Origin of the sequence: Streptomyces sp. NPDC014733, assembly GCF_043083385.1 — a bacterium.
In the GTDB taxonomy this organism is placed as follows: Bacteria; Actinomycetota; Actinomycetes; order Streptomycetales; family Streptomycetaceae; genus Streptomyces.
In genome coordinates this window covers 111,262-134,644 of record NZ_JBIBYO010000013.1, presented here as the reverse complement: position 1 = coordinate 134,644, position 23,383 = coordinate 111,262, and the positions used below count along the sequence as shown (strand labels likewise).

General features: G+C 72.2%; 22 protein-coding genes and 1 tRNA gene. 10 read left to right on the top strand and 13 right to left on the bottom strand.

All coding sequences use genetic code 11. The features are described from left to right. Positions 1–10: 10 nt before the first annotated feature. The gene (locus ACF1BH_RS25470) at positions 11–889 is read left to right on the top strand and encodes a geranyl diphosphate 2-C-methyltransferase (protein ID WP_391645953.1); all 879 of its coding nucleotides are present in this window, start codon (positions 11–13) and stop codon (positions 887–889) included. Positions 890–1,055: 166 nt separating this feature from the next. Here the strand turns inward: ACF1BH_RS25470 and ACF1BH_RS25465 are convergent, their stop codons facing one another. The 3 genes from ACF1BH_RS25465 to ACF1BH_RS25455 all read right to left on the bottom strand — a co-directional run bounded on the left by ACF1BH_RS25465 (position 1,056) and on the right by ACF1BH_RS25455 (position 3,059). Beyond that, a complete protein-coding gene (locus ACF1BH_RS25465) occupies positions 1,056–1,478 on the bottom strand; it encodes a hypothetical protein (RefSeq protein ID WP_391645951.1) in 423 nt (140 codons plus the stop codon). Between the two features lie 472 nt (positions 1,479–1,950). Beyond that, positions 1,951–2,024 (bottom strand) — tRNA-Pro (locus ACF1BH_RS25460). Between the two features lie 108 nt (positions 2,025–2,132). Continuing rightward, positions 2,133–3,059, bottom strand: coding sequence for a metallophosphoesterase (locus ACF1BH_RS25455; RefSeq protein WP_391645949.1), 927 nt, complete (start codon positions 3,057–3,059; stop codon positions 2,133–2,135). A 140-nt stretch (positions 3,060–3,199) separates the two neighbouring features. Between ACF1BH_RS25455 and ACF1BH_RS25450 the strand changes: the two genes are divergently transcribed. Then, positions 3,200–3,664 (top strand): GatB/YqeY domain-containing protein, encoded by a 465-nt coding sequence (locus tag ACF1BH_RS25450; protein WP_391645947.1) that lies wholly within the window; start codon positions 3,200–3,202, stop codon positions 3,662–3,664. A 75-nt stretch (positions 3,665–3,739) separates the two neighbouring features. Here ACF1BH_RS25450 and ACF1BH_RS25445 read toward each other — a convergent pair whose 3' ends face one another. Beyond that, positions 3,740–5,932: a transglycosylase domain-containing protein gene (locus ACF1BH_RS25445; RefSeq protein WP_391645945.1), complete on the bottom strand. Its 2,193-nt coding sequence runs from the start codon at positions 5,930–5,932 to the stop codon at positions 3,740–3,742. A 397-nt stretch (positions 5,933–6,329) separates the two neighbouring features. Between ACF1BH_RS25445 and ACF1BH_RS25440 the strand changes: the two genes are divergently transcribed. After that, positions 6,330–6,671: a WhiB family transcriptional regulator gene (locus ACF1BH_RS25440; protein ID WP_143939745.1), complete on the top strand. Its 342-nt coding sequence runs from the start codon at positions 6,330–6,332 to the stop codon at positions 6,669–6,671. A gap of 220 nt (positions 6,672–6,891) precedes the next feature. Here ACF1BH_RS25440 and ACF1BH_RS25435 read toward each other — a convergent pair whose 3' ends face one another. Both ACF1BH_RS25435 and ACF1BH_RS25430 read right to left on the bottom strand, forming a co-directional pair. Then, positions 6,892–8,238, bottom strand: coding sequence for an ArsA family ATPase (locus tag ACF1BH_RS25435; protein ID WP_391645943.1), 1,347 nt, complete (start codon positions 8,236–8,238; stop codon positions 6,892–6,894). After that, a complete protein-coding gene (locus ACF1BH_RS25430; RefSeq protein WP_391645941.1) occupies positions 8,235–9,257 on the bottom strand; it encodes an ArsA-related P-loop ATPase in 1,023 nt (340 codons plus the stop codon). The genes ACF1BH_RS25435 and ACF1BH_RS25430 overlap by 4 nt, the downstream gene beginning before the upstream one ends. Positions 9,258–9,605: 348 nt before the next feature. Here ACF1BH_RS25430 and ACF1BH_RS25425 point away from each other — a divergent pair, with 348 nt between their 5' ends. The 4 genes from ACF1BH_RS25425 to ACF1BH_RS25410 all read left to right on the top strand — a co-directional run bounded on the left by ACF1BH_RS25425 (position 9,606) and on the right by ACF1BH_RS25410 (position 12,100). Beyond that, positions 9,606–9,764: a DUF4177 domain-containing protein gene (locus tag ACF1BH_RS25425; protein WP_020129281.1), complete on the top strand. Its 159-nt coding sequence runs from the start codon at positions 9,606–9,608 to the stop codon at positions 9,762–9,764. Beyond that, positions 9,761–10,225 carry a RidA family protein gene (locus ACF1BH_RS25420; protein ID WP_391645938.1) on the top strand — a complete coding sequence of 155 codons (465 nt, stop codon included), beginning with the start codon at positions 9,761–9,763 and terminating at the stop codon, positions 10,223–10,225. Before ACF1BH_RS25425 ends, ACF1BH_RS25420 begins: the two co-directional genes overlap by 4 nt. A 151-nt stretch (positions 10,226–10,376) precedes the next feature. Further along, a complete protein-coding gene (locus ACF1BH_RS25415; RefSeq protein ID WP_391645936.1) occupies positions 10,377–11,273 on the top strand; it encodes an NUDIX hydrolase in 897 nt (298 codons plus the stop codon). Further along, positions 11,270–12,100 (top strand): MBL fold metallo-hydrolase, encoded by an 831-nt coding sequence (locus tag ACF1BH_RS25410; RefSeq protein WP_391645934.1) that lies wholly within the window; start codon positions 11,270–11,272, stop codon positions 12,098–12,100. Before ACF1BH_RS25415 ends, ACF1BH_RS25410 begins: the two co-directional genes overlap by 4 nt. Before the next feature lie 24 nt (positions 12,101–12,124). On the opposite strand, the gene ACF1BH_RS25405 is transcribed toward ACF1BH_RS25410, so the two are convergent. After that, the gene (locus ACF1BH_RS25405; RefSeq protein WP_391645932.1) at positions 12,125–12,937 is read right to left on the bottom strand and encodes a nucleotidyltransferase; all 813 of its coding nucleotides are present in this window, start codon (positions 12,935–12,937) and stop codon (positions 12,125–12,127) included. Positions 12,938–13,145: 208 nt separating this feature from the next. After that, positions 13,146–13,820 carry a Crp/Fnr family transcriptional regulator gene (locus tag ACF1BH_RS25400; RefSeq protein WP_006604164.1) on the bottom strand — a complete coding sequence of 225 codons (675 nt, stop codon included), beginning with the start codon at positions 13,818–13,820 and terminating at the stop codon, positions 13,146–13,148. A 440-nt stretch (positions 13,821–14,260) separates the two neighbouring features. Here ACF1BH_RS25400 and nth point away from each other — a divergent pair, with 440 nt between their 5' ends. From nth to ACF1BH_RS25385, 3 genes are all read left to right on the top strand, one after another. Next, a complete protein-coding gene (gene nth / locus ACF1BH_RS25395) occupies positions 14,261–15,256 on the top strand; it encodes an endonuclease III (RefSeq protein ID WP_391645930.1) in 996 nt (331 codons plus the stop codon). Between the two features lie 286 nt (positions 15,257–15,542). Then, positions 15,543–16,238, top strand: coding sequence for an NUDIX hydrolase (locus ACF1BH_RS25390; protein ID WP_391646062.1), 696 nt, complete (start codon positions 15,543–15,545; stop codon positions 16,236–16,238). Between the two features lie 13 nt (positions 16,239–16,251). Next, positions 16,252–17,451, top strand: coding sequence for a MarP family serine protease (locus ACF1BH_RS25385; protein WP_391645928.1), 1,200 nt, complete (start codon positions 16,252–16,254; stop codon positions 17,449–17,451). Between the two features lie 59 nt (positions 17,452–17,510). Here the strand turns inward: ACF1BH_RS25385 and ACF1BH_RS25380 are convergent, their stop codons facing one another. The 5 genes from ACF1BH_RS25380 to acs all read right to left on the bottom strand — a co-directional run bounded on the left by ACF1BH_RS25380 (position 17,511) and on the right by acs (position 22,918). Next, positions 17,511–17,723 carry a hypothetical protein gene (locus ACF1BH_RS25380; protein WP_384594303.1) on the bottom strand — a complete coding sequence of 71 codons (213 nt, stop codon included), beginning with the start codon at positions 17,721–17,723 and terminating at the stop codon, positions 17,511–17,513. A gap of 144 nt (positions 17,724–17,867) precedes the next feature. Further along, positions 17,868–18,794, bottom strand: a complete 927-nt coding sequence (locus ACF1BH_RS25375) for an alpha/beta fold hydrolase (protein WP_391645925.1) — start codon at positions 18,792–18,794, stop codon at positions 17,868–17,870. After that, a complete protein-coding gene (locus ACF1BH_RS25370; RefSeq protein WP_391645923.1) occupies positions 18,791–19,249 on the bottom strand; it encodes a phage holin family protein in 459 nt (152 codons plus the stop codon). Before ACF1BH_RS25370 ends, ACF1BH_RS25375 begins: the two co-directional genes overlap by 4 nt. 43 nt (positions 19,250–19,292) lie before the next feature. Continuing rightward, positions 19,293–20,687 carry a Na+/H+ antiporter NhaA gene (gene nhaA / locus ACF1BH_RS25365; protein ID WP_391645921.1) on the bottom strand — a complete coding sequence of 465 codons (1,395 nt, stop codon included), beginning with the start codon at positions 20,685–20,687 and terminating at the stop codon, positions 19,293–19,295. A gap of 263 nt (positions 20,688–20,950) precedes the next feature. Beyond that, positions 20,951–22,918, bottom strand: a complete 1,968-nt coding sequence (acs, locus tag ACF1BH_RS25360; RefSeq protein WP_391645919.1) for an acetate--CoA ligase — start codon at positions 22,916–22,918, stop codon at positions 20,951–20,953. Between the last annotated feature and the right edge of the window lie 465 nt (positions 22,919–23,383).

Here is a 23,383-nt window from a genome sequence, read left to right as displayed (position 1 = left end):
GGATTTCTCTGTGACCAGCACCGAGCTCACCACCGGCACCTCTGTGTTCATCCCCGGCGCGGCCTCGCCCTACCAGGGAGAGATCGCCCGCTACTGGGACCAGGAGGCCAGGCCCGTGAACCTGCGCCTCGGCGATGTCGACGGGCTTTACCACCACCACTACGGCATCGGCGCCGTCGACCACGCCGCGCTGGGCGACCCCGCCGACAGCGAGTACGAGAAGAAGCTGATCGCCGAACTCCACCGCCTGGAGTCGGCCCAGGCCGACGTCCTTCTGGAGAACCTCGGCGCGATCAACAGCGGCGACACCCTGGTGGACGCCGGCTGCGGCCGCGGCGGCTCCATGGTCATGGCCCACCAGCGGTTCGGCTGCAACGTCGAGGGCGTCACGCTCTCCGCCAAGCAGGCCGACTTCGCCAACAACCGTGCCCGGGAACTCGGCATCGAGGACCACGTCCGCGCCCGCGTCTGCAACATGCTCGACACCCCCTTCGAGACCGGCCAGGCCGCCGCCTCGTGGAACAACGAGTCGAGCATGTACGTCGACCTGCACGACCTCTTCGCCGAGCACTCCCGCATCCTCGGCGTCGGCGGACGCTACGTCACGATCACCGGCTGCTGGAACCCGCGCTACGGCCAGCCCTCGAAGTGGGTCTCGCAGATCAACGCGCACTTCGAGTGCAACATCCACTCCCGCCGCGAATACCTCCGCGCCATGGCCGACAACCGCCTCGTCCCCCAGGCCGTCATCGACCTCACCCCCGCCACCCTCCCGTACTGGAAGCTGCGCGCCACGTCCTCCCTCGTCACCGGCATCGAGGACGCCTTCATCAACTCCTACGAGGACGGCTCGTTCCAGTACGTCCTGATCGCGGCGGACCGCGTCTGACCAGCCGCCGAACGCCGATGGCCCGGCGTGGGGCCCGGTTCCGTCATCCGACGGGGCCGGGCCTTCGGGCTGTCCAGGGGCCGGGCGGCGTTCCCGGGCGGCTCCGCCTGCCGCCGCCGGCCTGCTGCCGCCCGGCGAGACCGAGAGCCTGCCCCGCGCCCGCGGATCAGGCCCTCACCGCACTGCCGCTCCCGCTCCGCTCCGTGATCCACCCCGCCATACCCCGTACGCCGATGCCGATGGCCCGCTCGTCCGGGGCGAAGTCGGGGTAGTGCGGGTAGCAGGTGGTGACGGGCGCGCCCGGGGCGCGGACACCGAGGAAGGTGAACGTGCCGGGCACACGGTCCAGGTAGAGGGCGAAGTCCTCACCGCTGAACGGCGGGAAGGCCGCACGGAGTTCGACCACCGCACCCCGACCGATCCGGCCCCGCAGCCGCCGGGCGAGCACCCGGGCCGTACGCCGCTCCTGCCCGGGCCCCTCGGGATGCCGATGGATGTCCCGCCGCAGCCCGACCAGCTCCCGCTCCAGCCGCGCCACCTCGCCGTCCACCACCCCCTGCGGCAGCCCCTGCGCCCATCCGCCGGCCACGGCCCTCCCGCCACCTCCCCACGCGACCCCCGCCCCGGCCACCCCGGCCGGCACCGCGCGCCGCGCAATGCCCCGTTCTCCCGGACGATCCACCGTTCCCCCTCGTGATCGTTGAAGTGGCCCCGGAACACCTGACAGGCAGTCGGCTCCCGCCACCACCCACCCGGCTCGCCGCCACCGGACGAGCGGAGCCCCGAAGACGACACGATCGCCGCCCGCACCTGTCATTGCCCATGGGGCGGGCCCCCTCCAGGGAGTGGGGGTATCCCCCTCACCGCGACCGCCGCCATCCGCCGGCAAAAGAAATCACCCCGAGGGCGAACGGCACCCTCAGGGAAAAGAAAGGCGAGTGAGTCACATCACAGAACTGCTCCCGAGCGAATCGGAAGACCCGGTCACGCAGTTGATCGCCCCCAACGCAGGAGAGGCACCTACCGAATCCGGTAGGTGCCTCTTACCTGTGTTCCTTCAGTCGGGGTGGCGGGATTTGAACCCACGACCTCTTCGTCCCGAACGAAGCGCGCTGCCAAGCTGCGCTACACCCCGAAGCAACGAGCTCTACTTTAGCGGACTGATCCCCAGAGGTGAAATCCGCTCCCGGGGGACCGGTGCGGGGCGCCCCGCCTGGGGTTCGTCGGGCGCCCCGCGGAGGGGTCACTCCTTGGCGGTGAGGGTGAGGAGGGTGGCCTCGGGCGGGCAGGCGAAGCGGACCGGGGTGTAGCGATTGGTGCCGCAGCCGGCGGAGACGTGGAGGAAGGAGGTCCGGCCCTCGGCGGTGTGGGTGGACAGGCCCTTCACGCGGTTGGTGTCGAGATCGCAGTTGGTGACCAGCGCCCCGTAGAAGGGGATGCAGAGCTGACCGCCGTGGGTGTGCCCGGCGAGGATCAGCGGATAGCCGTCGCCGGTGAAGGCGTCCAGGGTGCGCAGGTACGGCGCGTGGACGACGGCCAGGGAGAAGTCGGCGCCGGATTCCGGGCCGCCGGCCACCTCGGCGTAGCGGTCCCGCTTGATGTGCGGGTCGTCCAGACCGGTCAGGGCGATCTCGACGCCCTCCAGCTTGAGGCGGCCGCGGGTGTTGGACAGGCCGACCCAGCCGGCCGCTTCGAACGCGTCGCGCAGCTCCTCCCACGGGTTGTGGACGACACCGACGGCGGGGGCGTTGCCGTTGAGGCCGTGGCGGCCCTGGACCTTCTCGATCAGGTAGCGGGCCGGGTTGCGCAGCTTGGGGCCGTAGTAGTCGTTGGAGCCGAAGACGTAGGCGCCGGGGAACTCCATCAGGGGGCCGAGGGCGTCGAGGGTCTCGGGGACGCCCTCGGGGTCGGAGAGGTTGTCCCCGGTGTTGATCACGAAGTCGGGGCGCAGCCCGGCGAGCGACTGCAGCCAGCGCTGCTTCTTGCGCTGGCCGCCGACCATGTGGATGTCGGAGACCTGCAGGACGCGCAACGGCCGCATGCCCCGGGGCAGTACGGGCACCGTGACGCGTCGCAGGCGGAACGAGCGGACCTCGAAGCCGGCGGCGTAGGCCAGGCCGGCCGCGCCGACTGCGGTCAGGGACAGGGGAACTCCGTATCGCGCGCGCATGGTTCCATCGTCGCAGAGTGCCGGGCCCGCGGCGGCAGCGGCGAAGGCCCGGCGTTCCGGCTGTTCCCGGGGGTGACAAGGGGCCGTCGGGCAGGGAAAAGGTGCGACGGTTGCCGGTGGGGGCGGGCATACTCGACGGCATGACCACGCTCAAGTCCAGACTGCAGGACGACCTCACCGTCGCGATCAAGGCGCGCGACGAGCTGCGCTCCGCCACCCTCCGTCTCACGCTGACCGCCATCCACAAGGAGGAGGTCGCGGGCACCGAGGCGCGCGAGCTGTCCGACGCCGAGGTCGAGAAGATCATCGGCCGGGAGGCGAAGAAGCGCCGCGAGGCCGCCGAGGCGTTCGACAAGGGCGGGCGCGCCGAGTCGGCCGAGCGCGAGCGGGCGGAGGGCGAGATCCTCGCCGACTACCTGCCCAAGCAGCTGACCGACGAGGAGCTGGAGAGCCTGGTGGCGGCCGCCGTCGCGGAGGCCACCGGCGCCGGTGCCGAGGGCCCGAAGGCCATGGGTGCCGTCATGAAGATCGTGAACCCGAAGGTGGCGGGCCGGGCCGAGGGCGGCCGGGTCGCCGCGGTCGTCAAGAAGCTGCTGGCCGGCTGAGGCGCCGGCCGTCCACGCCGAAGGGGCGCCCTCCCCGGTGGGAAGGCGCCCCTTCGGCGTGCTCGGCGAGCGGCCTCAGTGGTGCTGCTTGAGGCGGTCCAGTATGTCGCCGGGGAGGTGCCAGCCACCGCCCGGCTTGTTGCCGTGGTTGCCCGGCTTCCCCGGCTTGCCCTTGCCCTTTGCGGGCTTGCCCTTGCCGTCGTCCGCCGGCTGGTCGCCGGGGTCGTCGATCTGGACGGTCGGCAGGTCCGGTGCCGGACGTCCGGCGAGGGCGCCGTTCATCGCGTCCCGCCAGATGGGGCCGGGGGTGTCGGCGCCGTAGACCTTCTCGTGGAAGGTGCCGCCGATGGTGATGTTGAACATCTTCCGCTTGTGCATCGGGTCGCCGACCCAGACGGCACCGGCCATGTTCGGGGTGTAGCCCACGAACCAGGCGGCGTAGCGGCTGTCGCTGGTGCCGGTCTTACCCGCGCTGTCCCGGCCGCCGAGCCCGGCCTCCTTACCCGTACCGTCCTCGACCACGCCCTTGAGCAGGGCATTTATCGTCTTGGCGGTGTTCTCGGACATCGCCTGCTTGCAGTCGGTCTGCGGGACGTTCATCGGCTTGCCGGCCGCGTCGGTGATCGAGGCGATGGCGACGGGCGTGCAGTAGGTGCCGTTGTTGGCGAAGGCGGCGTAGGCCCCCGCCATGGTCAGCGGCGACATCTCCTGCACGCCGAGGGTCATCGACGGCACTTCCTGCATCGGCTTGCCGTCGGCGCGCTCGATGCCCAGCTTGTCGATCATCTTGACCGCCGGGCAGATACCCATGTCGCTGATCAGCTGCACGAAGTAGGTGTTGACCGACTTCGCGGTCGCCTCCTTCATGGCGTACGGGCCGACCTCCGACTTGTTCTCGTTCTGCGTCGAGTCGTGGCCCTGCCACTCGCCGTCGCAGGTCTGCACCGGGCTCGGGTACTGCATCCGGTACGGCGAGGAGTATTCCTGGTACGGGCTCATGCCCTGGTCCAGCGCGGCGGCGGCGACCAGCGGCTTGAACGTCGAACCGGGCTGGTACCCGGCGCCGCCGCCCATGTCGTGGTTGACGGAGAGGTTCAGCACCGTCTCGTTCTTGCCGAACCCGTAGGGGCGGGACTGGCCCATGCCGAGGATCTTGCCGGTGCCGGGCTCCACGATCGTCGCGGCGCTGGCGACCTGGTCGTCGCTGTGGACATGACCGCCTATCGACGCCTGGACGGACTTCTGGGTCTGCGGGTCCAGGGTGGTGCGGATGGTCAGACCGCCCTGGTTCCACCGCTTGGCGCGCGCCTTGGCGGTCTTGCCGAACGCCTTGTCGTTGAGGAAGACGTTGCGGACGTAGTCGCAGAAGAAGCCGGCGCCGTCGGTCGCGGTGATGCAGCCGCTCTTGGGGCGGCTGACGGCCAGCTTGATCGGCTGCTTCGCCGCGGCGTCGGCCTCGGCCTGCGTGATGTCCTTCAGGTCGGCCATCCGCTGGAGCACGGTGTTACGGCGGCGGGTGGCCTCGTCGCGGTTGTTGAGCGGGTCGTAGCGCGTCGGGGACTGTACGAGACCGGCGAGCAGAGCCGATTCGCCGAGGCTGAGGTCCTTGGCGGATTTGCTGAAGTACCGCTGGCTGGCGGCCTCGACGCCGTACGCCTGCTGTCCGAAGAAGGTGATGTTCAGGTAGTTCTGCAGGATCTTGCGCTTGCCGAGCTCCTTCTCCACCTGGATCGCGTACTTCAGTTCCTTGATCTTGCGGCCGATGGTCTGCTGCGTGGCCTGCGCGACCTTGTCGGGGTCGTTCCCGGCTTCCTCGATGAAGACGTTCTTCACGTACTGCTGCGTGAGCGTCGAGGCGCCCTGGGAGACGCCGCCGGACTGCGCGTTCTTGTTGACCGCGCGCAGGATGCCCTTCATGTCGACCGCGCCGTGCTCGTAGAAGCGCGCGTCCTCGATCGCGACGATCGCCTTCTGGACGTACGGCGACATGTTCTTGAGATCCACGACCGTGCGGTCACGGGAGTAGATCTTGGCGATCTCGGTGCCGTTGGCGTCCTGGATGATCGTCCGCTCGCTCAGCGGTGGCGCCTTGAGGTCCGAGGGGATCTCGTCGAACCCTTCGACGGTGCCCTTGGCCGTGAGGCCCAGTGCTCCGGCGGCGGGAAGGGCGAGACCCGCGAGAACGGCTCCGGCCAGCACGCTGACACCCAGGAATCTCGCGGCCTGCTGGGTCTTGCTCAGACCCCTGCCGTCGCGCTTCTTACCCATGAGGGCACCCTACGTTCTCAATCGCCGGACAGGGGCGCAACTGTTCGCCTACGCTGTTTCACATCTGCCACAGCGGAGCTTTCCGCCCCAGCGTGCCCGTCCTCCCCCTTCCGGTCCGCCCGCGCGTGGGGCCGCGCCCCGAACATCCGCTCGTGTCGCCGGAATTCCGGTATGCCCCCGGCGACCTGTCCTGCTATGCGAGAAAAGCGACGTATGCCGCTCGCTCACTCCGTTGGGTGATCTGCCGCGTACGCATAGTCCGTTAGGACCATTCAAGATTGGGCCCGAAGGGGGTGTTGCGCCCTGCCTGCCTTCCGTAACGTCCTCAACTGGCAACGGTGAATATGCCGCTTGCCGCCGTGGGGGAGCCTCGATTTCGGGAGAGGACGGCGCCAGCATGAGCTGGGTAACCGACTGGAACGCACAAGCAGCCTGCCGCACCACCGACCCGGACGAGCTCTTCGTCCAGGGGGCGGCCCAGAACCGCGCCAAGGCCGTGTGCACCGGGTGTCCGGTACGCACCGAATGCCTTGCCGATGCGCTGGACAACCGGGTGGAGTTCGGCGTCTGGGGCGGCATGACCGAGCGCGAACGCCGCGCGCTGCTCCGCCGCCGTCCGACCGTGACGTCATGGCGGCGCCTGCTGGAGACGGCGCGCACGGAGTACGAGCGCTCCACCGGCATGCTGCCCGTGGAGTGCGAGGACGAGGCGTACGACACCTATGCGGCGGTCAGCTGACCGCAGAGAGACGTCACGGCCACCGGGCCGGCGACGCGTCAGCGCGCGAGCCGGGCCGTGAGTTCGCCGTGTCGACAGCAGGGCTGTCGGGCCGTCATGTCCGCCGTGTCCGTACGGCGCCAACGCCGTGCGTGCGAACGGCAGGTGGGACGAACGGCGGGTGGGACGGGCCGGGCCACCGGACCGGCGTCTGCCGGGGCGGGCGGCCGGGGGAGCGAGGTCAGTCGGTTGTGCCGGTGCGGGCGGGGTCGAGGGCGAGGCGGGCGCCGATCAGCCGCAGACCGTCGAGGTCGTGGACGTCACCGGGGAGCGCGGCGATCTCGGCGACCGGGACCTCCGGATGCAGAGCGGTGAAACGATCCCGCGTACGACGTTCACGGTCGAGCACCTGCATGCGCTCGGCGTGCAGACGCAGGAGACCGGCGGCGAGTTGCTCGGCGGAGACCGGGGGGTGTCCGTCAGGCGCCGCCGGGGCGGGAGAGGGGCCGTCGGCGGTACCGGAAGCAGCCTTCCCGTCGCCGTGATCCACAATGCCGCCCGGCGCAAGATTTTCCGCCGGGCCCGGGGCGTCCCCGCCGGAGGCGTCGGCCTCGGCCTCCTCCGCGGCGCGGTCGGTCAGCGTCTCGGCGGCGGCCAGCGCCCGCTCCGCGCTCAGCTGCGCCGCCCCGCTGCCGTGCACGCGGTTCAGCACCAGGCCGGCCAGCGGCATCCGCTCGGCCGCCAGCCGCTCGACGAAGTACGCCGCCTCCCGCAGCGCGTCCCGTTCCGGCGCCGCCACCACCAGGAACGCCGTACCGGGTGCCTGGAGCAGCCGGTATGTGGCGTCCGCGCGGGTGCGGAAGCCGCCGAACATCGTGTCCATCGCGGCGACGAACGTCTGGACGTCGCGCAGCAGTTGGCCGCCCATCAGCTTGCTGAGGGTGCCGGTCATCATCGACATGCCGACGTTGAGGAACTTCATCCCGGCCCGGCCGCCGACCTTCGCCGGGGCCATCAGCACCCGGATGAACTTGCCGTCCAGGAACGACCCGAGGCGCTTGGGCGCGTCCAGGAAGTCCAGCGCGGAGCGGCTGGGTGGGGTGTCGACGATGATCAGATCCCACGCGTCGCGGGCGCGGAGCTGGCCGAGCTTCTCCATGGCCATGTACTCCTGCGTGCCCGCGAAACCGGCCGACAGGGACTGGTAGAAGGGGTTGTCCAGAATGGCCCGGGCGCGGGCGGCGTCCGCGTGGCCCTCGACGATCTCGTCGAAGGTGCGCTTCATGTCCAGCATCATCGCGTGCAGCTCGCCGCCGGCTGCGCCGTCGACGCCCTTGACCTGGCGGGGGACGTTGTCCAGCTCGGAGATGCCCATGGACTGGGCGAGCCGGCGGGCGGGGTCGATGGTCAGGACGACGGCCCGGCGCCCGCGCTCCGCGGCACGTACGCCCAGCGCGGCGGCCGTGGTGGTCTTGCCGACACCGCCGGAGCCGCAGCACACCACGATGCGGGTGCCGGGGTCGTCGAGCAGCGCGTCGACCTCCAGCCACGGGGCCGGGGCGTCCAGCGTCGGGTCGTCGGCGGTCATATGGGCCCCTGTCTCCGCAGCTCCCTCGCCAGGCGGTAGAGACCGGCGAGGTCCACTCCCTCGGGGAGCAGCTCCAGCTCGTAGGTGGGCAGGCCGAGCGCGGTCAGCTCGGCGTGCTCGGCGCGCTCCAGATCGACGCGCTCGGCGTGCTCGCGGGCCTGCTCCAGCAGCGGGTCGATCAGCCGCTCGGCCAGCCCGCCGCGGCGCGCCCCGCCCAGCCCCGCCTGGGACAGCGCCTTGGCCACGCCCGCGCGGGCGCCGCGGGCGGCGATGTCGAGATCGCCGGTGCCGAGGACGGCGGGACGGGTCATGTTGATGACGACGCCGCCGACCGGGAGTCCGGCGGCGCGCAGCTCCGCGATGCCGTCGGCGGTCTCCTGGACCGGCATCTCCTCCAGGAGTGTGACCATGTGCACCGCGGTCTCGGGCGACTTGAGGACCCGCATGACCGCCTGGGCCTGATTGTGGATCGGGCCCATCTTGGCCAGGCCCGCCACCTCGTCGTTGACGTTCAGGAAGCGGGTGATGCGGCCGGTGGGCGGGGCGTCCATCACCACCGCGTCGTACACGTACCGGCCCTGCTTGTCCTTGCGGCGCACCGCCTCGCACGCCTTGCCGGTCAGCAGGACGTCCCGCAGGCCCGGGGCGATGGTGGTGGCGAAGTCGATCGCGCCGAGCTTCTTCAGGGCCCGGCCGGCGCTGCCGAGCTTGTAGAACATCTGGAGGTAGTCCAGCAGCGCGCGCTCGGCGTCGATGGCGAGGGCGTGCACCTCACCGGGGCGGCGCCCGCCGCGGGCGGCGTCACCGGCCGCGGCGCCGTCCGGGCCGGGTGCCACGGCGATCTTGCGTTCTTCGTACGGCAGGGCCTCGGTCTCGAAGACCTGGGCGATGCCCTGGCGGCCCTCGACCTCGACCAGGAGGGTCCGGCGGCCCTCGGCGGCCAGGGCAAGGGCGAGGGCAGCGGCGACCGTGGTCTTTCCGGTGCCGCCCTTGCCGCTGACGACATGGAGCCTGCTCACGTCAAGGAGCCTAACCAGTCCCCGCCGCGGCTACGCACGGGACGACCCCGGATCCGTCCCGGAGACGTTCCCCTACGGGTCGGCCCGCCGGGTGCGGGGAGTGCGCTCGCGGCGGGCATTCCCGGTGCTGTCCGGACATGGTCGGGGCATGCGCGGGCAGGTCGCCGGAGAATGCTGGACGCCCTCGCGCCTGGAGCGCCTGCGGCGCCGGGCGGCGGACGGGGAGGCCGGGGCGGAACCATGCACTCCGGCCGCCTGACCCGCGCTTCCCGGCGGAGAGCGTCCGCCGCCGCGACGCCGGGGGGCGGCGGCGTCCGGGGCCGTCCCGGCAGGCATTACGCTCGCCCCATGACCAAGTGGGAATACGCGACCGTGCCGCTTCTCGTACACGCGACGAAGCAGATTCTGGACACCTGGGGCGAGGACGGCTGGGAGCTGGTCCAGGTCGTTCCGGGCCCGAACAACCCCGAGCAGCTGGTGGCCTACCTGAAGCGGGCCAAGGCGTGAGCGCCGTCGAGACGAGGATCGCGGAGCTGGGGCTGAAGCTCCCCGAGGTGGTGCCGCCGCTGGCCGCCTACCAGCCCGCGGTGCGCTCCGGGAACTACGTCTTCACCTCCGGCCAGCTGCCCATGGTGGACGGCGCCCTGCCGGCCACCGGCAAGGTCGGCGCCGGGGTCACCCCGGAGGCGGCCAAGGAGCTGGCCGCGACCTGCGCGCTCAACGCGCTCGCCGCCGTGAAGTCCGTCGTCGGCGACCTGGACCGGATCCAGCGCGTCGTGAAGGTCGTCGGCTTCGTCGCCTCCGCGCCCGACTTCACCGGCCAGCCCGGTGTCATCAACGGCGCCAGCGAGCTGCTCGGCGAGATCCTCGGCGACAAGGGCGTGCACGCCCGGTCCGCGGTCGGTGTGGCGGTACTGCCGCTCGACGCGCCCGTCGAGGTCGAGATCCAGGTCGAGATCGCGGAGTAGTCCGCACCTCCGGCCGTCCGTACGCCCGGCCGCCCCGGGGAACCGGGCGCGGCGCGGGCGGACATCCGCGCCGCGCCCGCAGCGGGCGCCGGCGGCGGGGCGCCGAAAAGAGCCCCTCGAACATCCGCGCGTGAGCGCATAGCATCCGGCCATGTCGTCGACGACCAATGGCCAGTGGTACCCGCCGGAGTGGCCGGGCCTCATCCGGGCGCTCGTGAACGGTGAGCTGACCCCCGCCGAGCCCCGGCGCGCCGCGACCGTCCTGCTGCTGCGGGACGGCGACGGCGGCCCCGCCGTCCACATGCTGCGCAGACGCGCCTCCATGGCCTTCGCCGGAGGCGCGTACGCCTATCCGGGTGGCTCGGTGGACCCGCGCGACGAACGGCCGGTCGCCTGGGCCGGGCCGTCGCGTGCCGAGTGGGCCGCGCGGCTGGGCGTCGACGAGGCCGCCGCGCAGTCCGTCGTCTGCGCCGCGGTACGGGAGACGTTCGAGGAGTCCGGGGTGCTGCTCGCGGGCCCGTCCGCGACGACCGTCGTCGCGGACACCACCGGCGACGACTGGGAGGCCGGCCGCGCCGCTCTCGTCGCGCACGACATCTCCTTCGCCGACTTCCTCGACCGCCACGGGCTGGTGCTCCGCTCCGACCTGCTGGGCGCCTGGGCGCGCTGGATCACCCCCGAGTTCGAACCGCGCCGCTACGACACGTGGTTCTTCGTCGCCGCGCTCCCCGAGGGGCAGCGCACCCGCAACGCCTCCACGGAGGCGGACCGCACCGTGTGGACCCGCCCGGCCGACGCCATCGCCGGATACGAGCGCGGCGAGCTGCTGATGATGCCGCCGACCCTCGCCACCCTGCGCGCCCTGGAGCCGCACGGGTCCGCCGCCGCTGCCCTGGAGGCGGCCGGGCGGTGCGATCTGACGCCGGTGCTGGCCCGCGCCCGGCTGCGCGACGGCGAGATCGAGCTGAGCTGGCCGGGGCACGAGGAGTTCACCAAGCACATCGAGCCCGGTGGGACGGCCGGCCCCGCCGAAGGGGGCCGGGCATGACCGACGCGGCAGCGCTCCCCGGACAGCCCCGGGGCGCGGTGGTCTCCGGGCCGGCCACCGACCGCGCCCGGTGCGTCCTGGCGCCCAATCCGTCGGCGATGACCCTGGACGGCACCAACACCTGGATCGTCGCCGAACCCGACTCCCCGCTGGCCGTCGTCATCGACCCCGGGCCGCTCGACGAGGGCCATCTGCGGGCCGTCGCCGACGCCGCCGAGCAGGCCGGCAAACGCGTCGCGCTGACCCTGCTCACCCATGGGCACCCCGACCACGCCGAGGGCGCCGCCCGTTTCGCGGAGCTGGCCGGCACGGCCGTCCGCGCCCTGGACCCGGCGCTGCGCCTGGGGGACGAGGGGCTGGGCGCCGGTGACGTGATCACCACCGGCGGGCTGGAGCTGCGCGTCGTGCCCACCCCGGGGCACACCGCCGACTCGCTCTCGTTCCATCTGCCCGCCGACGCCGCCGTCCTGACCGGCGACACCGTCCTGGGGCGCGGCACCACGATGGTCGCCCACCCCGACGGACGCCTCGGCGAGTACCTGGACTCGCTGCGCCGCCTGCGCTCGCTGACCGTCGACGACGGCGTGACGACGGTGCTCCCCGGGCACGGCCCGGTGCTCGACGACGCCCAGGGCGCGATGGAGTTCTACCTGGCGCACCGTGCCCACCGGCTCGCCCAGGTGGAGACCGCGGTGGAGAACGGCCACCGCACGGCGTCCGAGGTCGTCGCCGCGGTCTACGCCGACGTCGACCGCTCCCTGTGGCCCGCCGCCGAGCTGTCGGTACGGGCGCAGCTGGAGTACCTGGGGGAGCACGGGCTGATCTGACGCACCCGGGGCGCGCCGGGCCGCTCAGGGGCGGGGCGCCTTCGGGCCGTGGACGGCCAGGTACTCGTCGGCCAGCCAGGGCGCGAGATCGGCCAGCAGCGCGTCGAGCAGCTCAGGGTGGTCCGCCGGGGCGCGGGCGGCGCGGGCCGCGGCGCGCATCTGCTCGGCGCGCGCCGGGTAGTAGCGGCCGAACACCTCGGCCATCTCGGTCAGATCGCTGGTCCAGCCGCCCCACCGCGGCATCACCAGCGTGAAGCCGGTACGCACCAGATGCCGGCTCATCCCGCGGGTCAGCCGCCGCCGTTCCGCCTCCGTACGCGCCGCCGCGGCGCGCTCGCGCATCCCGGGCAGTACGCGGAAGAGGTCCCCGTTGGTCTCCCGGGCCAGCAGTGAGGTCGGACGGTAGCGGGGCAGCCGTTCGCCCAGGTCGGGGCCGCTGAGCGGGGTGCACAGACAGGCCACGAACCAGCCCAGGTCGTACCGCTCGGGCGCGCTCAGCAGCCGTGGCACGCCCTCGGTCAGGACCCCGGCGCCGTCGATCTGCGGGAATTCCGCGTCGAGTTCCGCGCCCAGCGCGTCGGCCGTGGCGTGGTCGTCCGGGGTGGGGGGTGCGTGGAGCGCGAGCAGCAGGTCGAGGTCGGAGACCCCGGGGACGGCGGTGCCGCGCGGGATGCTGCCGTAGAGGTACGCGCTGTGCAGCCGGTCGCCGAAGCGCGCGGCGCTCCGCTCGCGCGCGGCCGCCGCCACAGGGGCGAACTCGTCGGTGATCAGGGAGAGCGCGCCCTCCCGGAGGATGTAGCCGTCCTGGTCGAGCCCCGGGCCGGTGGAGTCGGTCATGGCGCCAGCATGACGACGCGGCCGACGGCCGGGCCACCGGATTTCGCGGCCGGGAGCGTGGGGCCTGGGCGCGTACATGCCCACTCAGACGCCGTACGCGGCCGCTCAGGCGGTTTTCCCGGCCCCGGCGGACCTGGGCGCACCCAGCCGGTCCGCGGCGCCGTACGGGCCGGGAGCGGGGCGCCGCCGCGGGGGCGGCGCCCGGGGGTCAGCGGGAGCGCTTCGCCAGCCGCTCGACGTCGAGGAGGATCACCGCACGGGCCTCCAGGCGCAGCCAGCCGCGGCCCGCGAAGTCGGCGAGGGCCTTGTTGACCGTCTCGCGGGAGGCGCCCACCAGCTGGGCCAGCTCCTCCTGCGTCAGGTCGTGCACCACGTGGATGCCCTCCTCGGACTGCACGCCGAAGCGGCGCGACAGGTCCAGCAGGGCGCGGGCGACCCGGCCGGGGACGTCCGAGAAGACCAGGTCGGACATCTGGTCGTTGGTCTTGCGCAGGCGCCGGGCGACGGCGCGCAGCAGGGCGGTGGCCACCTCGGGCCGGGCGTTCAGCCACGGCTGGAGGTCGCCGTGGCCCAGGCCGAGGAGCTTGACCTCGGTGAGGGCGGAGGCGGTGGCGGTACGCGGGCCCGGGTCGAAGAGCGACAGCTCACCGATCAGCTCGCCGGGGCCGAGGACGGCGAGCATGTTCTCGCGGCCGTCCGGGGAGGTGCGGTGCAGCTTCACCTTGCCCTCGGTGACCACGTACAGGCGGTCGCCGGGGTCCCCTTCGTGGAACAGGGCGTCGCCGCGAGCGAGCGTGACCTCTCCCATCGAGGCGCGCAGCTCCGCCGCCTGCTCATCGTCGAGCGCCGCGAAGAGCGGTGCGCGCCGCAGAACGTCGTCCACGAGATCTCTCCTTGTCGACATGCTCCGGGGGACTGTGGTCCCCATCATGCCGGAATGCAAAACAGTGCGATCAATCACAAGTTTGCCGGACCGATGGCCCGAGCCCTACGCCAGGGGGCCGATCGGGGTGGTGAAAACCGGTGATCGAGTCGGATGTCGGTGGGTGGTCGTAGTCTGGCCGAGTGTCCAACACGCCGGTGAGAACACGGGACGAGGGGGGCTGGGCGAGTGACCGCCGAATGTGATTCCGCTCTGGGCGAACGGCCGTCGGTGAACGCCCCGGAAGCGCACGTAAGCACCAAATCGCCGGTCCCGCCGAGGCACGCGTGGCAGGCACCGCGGACGCCGCGGACCCCCGTCGCGGCGCGCCCCGGGAGGCGCCCGGCGGCGGACCCGGTACGGAAGTCGGCACGGCACGAGTCGGTACGGAAGAGGGCGGCGTGAAACACCCAGCGAAGACGACGGAGACGACCGCACCCCCGGCCGGGCGGAACGGCGCGGAGGCGGCCACGTCGAGGGCGGCGGTCAAGAAGGCGGCCGCGAAGAAGGCCGCGAAGAAGGCCGCGGCGGGTGCGCCCGCCAAGAAGACGCCCGCCAAGAAGTCGGCTGCCACCGAGAAGCCGGCCGCCGCCAAGAAGACCGCCAAGAAGACCGCCGCCCGTAAGCCGGAATCGCGGGTCGCGCTGGTGCGCCGGGCGCGGCGGATCAACCGGGAGCTGGCGGAGCTGTATCCGTACGCCCACCCGGAGCTGGACTTCACCAACCCCTTCGAGCTGCTGGTCGCGACGGTGCTCTCCGCGCAGACCACCGACCTGCGGGTCAACCAGACCACCCCGGCGCTCTTCGCCGCCTGCCCCACACCGGAGGACATGGCGGCGATGGACCCGGAGCGGCTGGAGGAGCTGATCCGGCCGACGGGCTTCTTCCGGGCCAAGGCACGGTCGCTGCTCGGCCTGTCGGCGGCGCTGCGGGACCGCTTCGGCGGTGAGGTGCCCGGCCGGCTGGAGGACCTGGTCACGCTGCCCGGCGTCGGCCGCAAGACCGCCAACGTCGTCCTCGGCAACGCGTTCGGAGTGCCCGGCATCACCGTCGACACCCACTTCGGCAGGCTGGCGCGCCGCTTCGGCTGGACCGCCCAGGAGGACCCGGAGAAGGTCGAGGCGGACGTCGCCGCGCTCTTCCCCAAGAGCGAGTGGACGATGCTGTCGCACCGCGTCGTCTTCCACGGCCGTCGCGTCTGCCACTCCCGCAAGCCCGCCTGCGGCGCCTGCGGCATCGCCCCGCTCTGCCCGTCGTACGGCGAGGGCGAGACCGATCCGGAGAAGGCGAAGAAGCTGCTCAAGTACGAGTTGGGCGGGCAGCCGGGGCAGCGGCTCAACCCACCCGCCGGTTTTCCCGGCCGTCCCGCGCCCCCGCTGGGGGCCACGGCCTCATGACACCGGCCACCGCCGCACCGGCGGTACGGGCCGCACCGGCGGCCCCGGAGGCGGGCCGCGCGGCCCCGCGCCCGGGCGCCGCACACCGAACCAGGGCCTTGAGGGGGCGCGTATGACGAGTGCACGGGAGCAGTACGGCGAACGGACCGGCGAACGGACCGGCGGCCGGGCCGGGGAGGGGCGGCCCGCGGCGGCCCCGGGGAGCGGCCGGATCTTGCCCGGCGACGGTCCGGAGGCCCCGTCCGGGCCCGGCGTGCCGCCCACCGCCACCGGCGTGCCGCCCGCGGTGCCCGAGGCCCCCGGCGCCGGGCGGCTCCCGCAGGCGCGGGTGAGCACCGAGGGGCTGCCGGAGTGGCTGGACCCGGTCGTCCGGGCGGCGCAGACCGTCGAACCGCACCAGCTCAGCCGGTTTCTGCCGCCCGAGAACGGCGGCCGCCAGTCCGCGGTGCTGGTCCTCTTCGGGCAGGGCGCCCGTGGCCCCGAACTGCTGCTGATGGAGCGCGCCGGGACGCTGCGCTCGCACGCCGGGCAGCCCTCGTTCCCCGGGGGCGCGCTCGACCCGGAGGACGGCGATCCGGAGGGCAGCGGTCCGGTGCGGGCCGCGCTGCGGGAGGCGCAGGAGGAGACCGGGCTCGACCCGGCGGGCGTGCAGGTCTTCGGCGTGCTGCCGCGGCTCTACATCCCGGTCAGCGGCTTCGTGGTGACGCCGGTGCTCGGCTGGTGGCGCGAGCCCAGCCCGGTCGGCGCGGTCGACCAGGCGGAGACCGCCCGGGTGTTCACGGTCCCCGTGGCAGATCTCACGGACCCGGCCCACCGGGTGACGGCCCGCCATCCGCGGGGGCACACCGGTCCGGCGTTCCGGGTCGAGTCGGCCCTGGTCTGGGGTTTCACCGCCGGGGTCATCGACCGCCTGCTGCACTTCGCGGGTTGGGAGATTCCGTGGGACCGCACGAAGCAGGTCCCGCTGGACCGGAGCGCGTGAGACGGTGTCCGGCGTGAACGTCCTGGACATCCTGTTGCTGGTCGCCGCCGTGTGGTTCGCGATCGTCGGCTATCGGCAAGGCTTCGTCGTCGGCATCCTGTCCGTGCTCGGCTTCCTCGGCGGTGGCCTGATCGCGGTCTACGTACTCCCCGTCATCTGGAACGAGGTCACCGACGACGCCACCCCCGGCACCTTCGCGGCCATCGCCGCCGTCGCCATCGTCATCATCTGCGCCTCGGTCGGCCAGGCGCTCACCACCCATCTGGGCAACAAGCTGCGCCGCCACATCACGTGGTCACCGGCGCGGGCGCTGGACGCCACCGGCGGCGCGCTCGTCAACGTCGTGGCGATGCTGCTGGTGGCCTGGCTGATCGGTTCCGCGCTGGCCGGTACGTCGCTGCCGACGCTCGGCAAGGAGGTCCGCAACTCCAAGGTGCTGCTGGGTGTCTCGCGGGTGATGCCGCAGCAGGCCACGACATGGTTCACGGACTTCTCCTCGGTGCTCGCGCAGAACGGCTTCCCGCAGGTCTTCACGCCGTTCTCCAACGAGCCGATCACCTCCGTCCCGGCGCCCGACCCGAAGCTGGCGCACAGCCCCGTCGCGGGGCGCGCCCGGCAGAGCATCGTCAAGGTCGTCGGCACGGCGCCCAGCTGCGGCAAGGTCCTGGAGGGCAGCGGCTTCGTCTTCGCACCGCACCGCGTGATGACCAACGCCCATGTCGTCGGCGGCGTCTCCGAGCCGACCGTGCAGGTGGGCGGCGAGGGCACCACGTACGACGCCAAGGTCGTGCTCTACGACTGGGAGCGCGACATCGCGGTCCTCGACGTCCCGGCGCTGCGGGCGCCCGCGCTGAAGTTCACCGGCACCGACGCGCAGAGCGGCCACAGCGCCATCGTCGCGGGCTTCCCGGAGAACGGCGGCTACGACGTCCGCTCGGCCCGTATCCGCGGCCGCATCCAGGCCAACGGCCCGGACATCTACCACCGGGGCACGGTCGCCCGCGATGTGTACTCCCTGTACGCGACGGTGCGGCAGGGCAACTCCGGCGGCCCGCTGCTCACTCCGCAGGGCGAGGTGTACGGCGTGGTGTTCGCCAAGTCCCTGGACGACGCGCAGACCGGCTATGCGCTCACCGCCGACGAGGTCCGCCAGGACGTCGTCAAGGGGCGGCAGGCCACCCGGCCCGTCGACAGTCAAGGATGCGCGATCTGAACCAACCGGAAGGCGGCGGGTACCGGCACGGGCTCCGTGCGGTGCCCGCCGTCGGCGTTTCAGCCGCGGGGATGGCGCAGCCGGGCAGACATCCACCGCGCTCTGCGGCGCAGGATGCGGGGGATGCCCATCGGGTGCGCGGAGTCCGGGTGCGGGGGACCCGCGGGCCCGCCGGCCCGGAGGTCGGGAGTGCCCCTGTCCCGCGTACCCACGGCAGCGGCACTGCTGCGGCGGTTGCGTGCCACGTCACGGTAGTCGTGCGTCCAGCCCATACCCTCGACTCTGCCCGTGGCCCGAGGTCCGTAACCGCCGGGCGGCCCGCCAATCGGCCTATGCGCCGGGCAATTGGCCACCCGTCACCGCCGTGTTCGTCCCCGGTTCGCCGGGCCGCTTCCGGGGCGCTGGGCGGGGCCCCGTCAGCGGTCCGGCTCGGGGTCCCGGAGCCAGTTGACCAGCTCCGTGGAGAACGCCACCGGGTCCTCCTCGTGGGGGAAGTGGCCGAGCCCGTCGAAGAGCCGCCAGCGGTACGGCGCTTCGACGTACGCGCCGGAGCCCGCGGCGGTGCGGGTGCGCATCACCGGGTCGAGCGAGCCGTGCAGATGCAGCGTCGGGACGCGTACCGGCAGCTTCATCCGGCGGTTGAACTGCAGGCCGTCGGGGCGGGCCAGCGAACGGACCAGCCAGCGGTACGGCTCGATGGAGCAGTGGGCCGTCGAGGGGATGCCCATGGCCCGCCGGTAGACGGTGACGGCGTCCTCGTCCGGGGGCTGCGGGCCCGACCAGTCGTGGAGCATCTCGCCGACCCGGGCGGCGTCGTCGGCGACCAGCGCCCGCTCGGGCAGCCAGGGCCGCTGGAAGCTCCAGATGTGGGCGCTGCGCCGGGTCTGCCGGGCGTCGGCGAGCATCGCGCGGCGCCACAGCCGCGGGTGCGGCATCGACGCGACGGCGAGGCGGCGCACCAGCTTCGGCCGCATCACCGCCGCCGTCCAGGCGAGGTAGCCGCCCAGGTCGTGGCCGACGAGCGCGGCGTCCGGCTCGCCCAGGGAGCGGATGACGCCGGTGACGTCGAGGGCGAGGTTGGCCGGGTCGTAGCCGCGCGGGGTGCGGTCGCTGCCGCCGACGCCGCGCAGATCCATCGCGACGGCCCGGTAGCCCGCCTCGGCGAGCGCCGGCAGCTGGTGCCGCCAGGCCCACCAGAACTGCGGGAAGCCGTGCAGCAGCAGCACCAGCGGGCCGTCGCCCATCTCCGCGATGTGGAAACGGGCGCCGTTCGCCGCGACGTCCCGGTGCGTCCAGGGACCGTCGGGGCGTACGACCGGTGCGGTGCTGTCGGGGACCGTCATGCCGAGGTGCGTGTCACGGACTCCAGGACCGGGTGGTCCGCGGGCTCCGGGCGGGGGTGCGGCTTGGCGTTCTGGAGGACGGCCGCGGTCTGCTTGGCGGAGGCGATCGACTTCTCCGGCTTCTTGATCTTCTTCACCTTGGCCAGCGCGATCAGGGCCAGCAGCAGCGCGATGACGATGAAGGCGCCGCCGACGATGAGGAAGGACCAGGCCAGGCCGAGGCCGAGGTTGTGGATGCCGTACGCCGCCGCGAAGCTCAGCACCGGCAGGGCGAAGAGGATCAGCACGCCGGCGACGATGAAGGCGGCGCCGCCGATGCCCGCCCGCTTCGCGTCCAGTCGCAGCTCGGCCTTGGCCAGTGCGATCTCGTCGTGCACGAGTGCGGACAACTCGGCGGTGGCCGTCGCCACCAACTGGCCGAGGCTGCGGTCTGCGCCGTCGTCGGCTGAACTCATCGCCGTCTCCCTTATGTCTGCTGCGTAGGCAAAGCCTCTCAGATCATGCCGGACCATCGTCCCCGGGCTCGGCGCCGGAGGCCACTTCGGCAAGCCGCCGGTGTTCCGCGGCCTTCGCCTCCAGCATCGCGGCCATCCGCAGGTGGTACGCCGGGTCGCCCTCCTCGTAGACGTCGGGGATGCCGTCCTGGTCCTCGTCGCGCTCCTCCTCGGCGAGGAGGGCGCGGTACTTGTTGTTGCGGAGTTTGAGCAGGATGGTGGCGCAGGCCGCGGCGATCAGCGAGCCGAGCAGGACGGACGCCTTGATCTCCTCGGCGAGCGCCGGGTTGTCGCCGAAGGCCAGTTCCCCGATGAGCAGCGAGACCGTGAAGCCGATGCCGGCGAGGGTGGCGACGGCGAACAGGTCGGGCCACTTGAGGTCGGGGTTGAGCCGGGCGCGGGTGAAGCGGGCGGTCAGCCACGTACCGCCGAAGATGCCGAGGGTCTTGCCGACGACGAGACCGAGGACCACACCGAGCGTCTCGGGGCGGGTGAAGACCTCGCGGACGGCGTCGCCGGAGACGGCCACCCCGGCGGAGAAGAGCGCGAAGAGCGGCACGGCCAGGCCCGCGGAGAGCGGGCGGACCAGGTGCTCGATGTGCTCGCCGGGGGAGTGGGTCTCGCCCTCGCGAGGGGCGCAGCGCAGCATCAGGCCCATCGCGACGCCCGCGATCGTGGCGTGCACCCCGCTGTTCTCCATCAGCGCCCAGATGACGACGCCCAACGGCACGTAGACGTACCAGCCGCGGACGCCCTTGCGCAGCAGGAGGTAGAAGACGCCCAGGCCGACGACGGCGAGGCCGAGCGCCAGGAAGTTGATCTGCGAGGTGAAGAAGACCGCGATGATCAGGATGGCGAAGAGGTCGTCGACGACGGCCAGGGTGAGCAGGAAGGCGCGCAGCGCGGACGGCAGGGACGTGCCTATGACGGCGAGGACGGCCAGCGCGAAGGCGATGTCGGTGGCGGTGGGGACCGCCCAGCCGTCGAGCGAGCCGTGGCCTATGCCGCTGACGACGAGGTCGACGATGGCGGGCATCGCCATGCCGCAGAGCGCGGCGATCACCGGGAGCGCGGCGGCCTTGGGGTCGCGCAGCTCACCGGCGACGAGTTCGCGTTTCAGCTCGATACCGGCGACGAAGAAGAAGATCGCGAGCAGACCGTTGGCCGCCCAGTGCTCCAGGGAGAGGTTGAGGCCGAGGGAGGCGGGGCCGAGGTGGAAGCCGCGGACCGCCTCGTAGCTGTCGCCGAAAGCGTTTGCCCAGATCAGCGCGGCGATGGCGGCGATGAGAAGGAGGACACCGCCGACCGTCTCGGTGCGGAGCGCATTGGTGAGGAAGTTCCGTTCCGGCAGCGGCAGTCGGCCGAGGAAGAGGGAACGGCGATTCTGGGGTGCGCTCACGGGGGCTGACCTCCGGCGGTTTCGGCAGCTGAGTACGGCTGTGGTAGTTGCCGACCAGACTTCCCGGCGCACCCTGAGATCTTGGCGTTTTCTTGACGCCGCTCCCCACTCTACCGGGCGGGCGCAAGGCGCTGCGGGGCGTTTTTTACTTTACGGACATATCGGAAGGGTCGCGGGTCCTCGCCGAGAGCGGGAACGCCGAAGGGGCACCGGCCGTCTCGCCGGTGCCCCCACGGGCCGGTGCGGCGCTCGCCGCGCACGGATCAGTCGTCGCTGGACGCGCCGGGCAGCTTCGCCTGGATGAGGTCCATGACGGAGGAGTCGGTGAGCGTGCTCACGTCACCGAGGTCGCGGTTCTCGGCGACGTCCCGCAGCAGCCGGCGCATGATCTTGCCGGAGCGGGTCTTGGGCAGCTCCGCGACCGGCATGATCCGCTTCGGCTTGGCGATCGGCCCGAGGTGCTGGGCGACATGCGCCCGCAACTCCTCGACCAGCGACTCGTCCTCCGCATCCGCCGAACCGCGCAGGATCACGAAGGCGCAGATCGCCTGGGTGGTCTGCGGGTCGGTGGCGCCGACCACCGCGGCTTCGGCGACCTTCGGGTGCGAGACCAGCGCCGACTCCACCTCGGTGGTGGAGATGTTGTGGCCCGAGACGAGCATGACGTCGTCGACCCGGCCCAGCAGCCAGATGTCGCCGTCCTCGTCCTTCTTGGCGCCGTCGCCCGCGAAGTACTTGCCCGCGAAGCGCGACCAGTACGTGTCGAGGTAGCGCTGGTCGTCGCCCCAGATGGTGCGGAGCATCGACGGCCACGGCTCGGTCAGCACGAGGTAGCCGCCGGCGCCGTCGGGTACCTCGCGGCCCTCGTCGTCCACGACGGTCGCGGCGATACCGGGCAGCGGCCGCTGCGCCGAGCCGGGCTTGGTGGTGGTGACGCCCGGCAGCGGGCTGAGCATCATCCCGCCGGTCTCGGTCTGCCACCAGGTGTCGACGATCGGGGCCTGGTCGGCGCCGATGTGCTTGCGGTACCAGATCCACGCCTCGGGGTTGATCGGCTCACCGACCGAGCCCAGGACGCGCAGCGACGACAGGTCGAACTTGGCGGGGATGTCGTCGCCCCACTTCATGCAGGCGCGGATCGCGGTGGGCGCGGTGTAGAGGATCGAGACGCCGTACTTCTGGACGATCTCCCACCAGCGGCCCTGGTGCGGGGTGTCCGGCGTGCCCTCGTACAGCACCTCCGTCGCGCCGTTGGCGAGCGGACCGTAGGTGATGTAGGAGTGGCCCGTCACCCAGCCGACGTCGGCGGTGCACCAGAAGACATCGGTCTCCGGCTTGAGGTCGAAGACGGCGTGGTGGGTGTAGGCCACCTGGGTGAGGTAGCCGCCGGTGGTGTGCAGGATGCCCTTGGGCTTACCGGTGGTGCCGGAGGTGTAGAGGATGAACAGCGGGTGCTCGGCGTCGAACGCCTCGGGCGTGTGCTGGTCGCTCTGGCGGCCGACGGTCTCGTCCCACCACTGGTCGCGCCCCTCGGTCCAGGCGGTGTCCTGGCCGGTGCGGCGGACGACGAGGACGTGGCGGACGTTCTCCGTGCCGGGCTTGGTCAGCGCCTCGTCGACGGCGGGCTTGAGGGCGGACGGCTTGCCGCGGCGGTACCCGCCGTCGGCGGTGATCACGACGCGGGCGTCGGCGTCCTGGATGCGGGTGGCCAGCGCGTCCGCGGAGAAGCCACCGAAGACGACGGAGTGCGGGGCGCCCAGGCGGGCGCAGGCCAGCATCGCGATGACCGTCTCCGGGATCATCGGCATGTACAGCGCGACCCGGTCGCCGGCCTCGACACCCAGCTCGGTCAGGGCGTTGGCCGCCTTGGAGACCTCGCGCTGGAGCTCGGCGTAGGTGATCGCGCGGCTGTCGCCGGGCTCGCCCTCGAAGTGCAGCGCGACGCGGTCGCCCAGACCGTTCTCCACGTGCCGGTCCACGCAGTTGTACGCGACGTTGAGCTTGCCGTCGGCGAACCACTTCGCGAACGGCGCGTTCGACCAGTCGAGCGTCTGGGTGGGCGGCGTCTGCCAGCTCAGGCGCTTGGCCTGCTCCGCCCAGAAGGCCAGCCGGTCCGACGCCGCCTGCTCGTACGCCGCTGCCGTGACGTTGGCGTGCGCGGCCAGCTCGGCGGGCGGCGCGAACCGCCGTTCCTCCTTGAGAAGATTGGCCAGACTGCTCTCGTTGCTCACGACATCTCCCATTCCCAGGGCGTCCGGTGTATCCCAGGTCATAGCTCATCAGCCCGCGGTACGCCCTGACAAGGGTTGCCGGGAAAAATTGGTGTAGACCTGTAAAGCTCGCAGGTCAGGCCGGTATCGGCGCGGCTTCGGCGCGTACGGCGCAGAATCGCCCACCGACGTCGTCCAGGACGTACATCTGGGCCTCGCCGACATGGAAGTACATGCCGTGAAGGGTGAGCGAGCCCTCCGCCACCCGGCGGGCCACGCACGGGTACGCCCGGAGCGGCGCGCTCGCGCGAGGCGCGCGGGCCGCGGTGGCGCTGTGGAGGCGCGAGCCGATCGGGGGAGCTTCGCGTAGGGCGGGCTCGATCACTCTCCGTGTTCAGTAAACGGATCGTAATGTCGCGTAAAGAGCGAGAGAAGTGTTTTCGTGCAAGCGAACTATGTATTCGCTCCAATGGGTGAATGGAATGG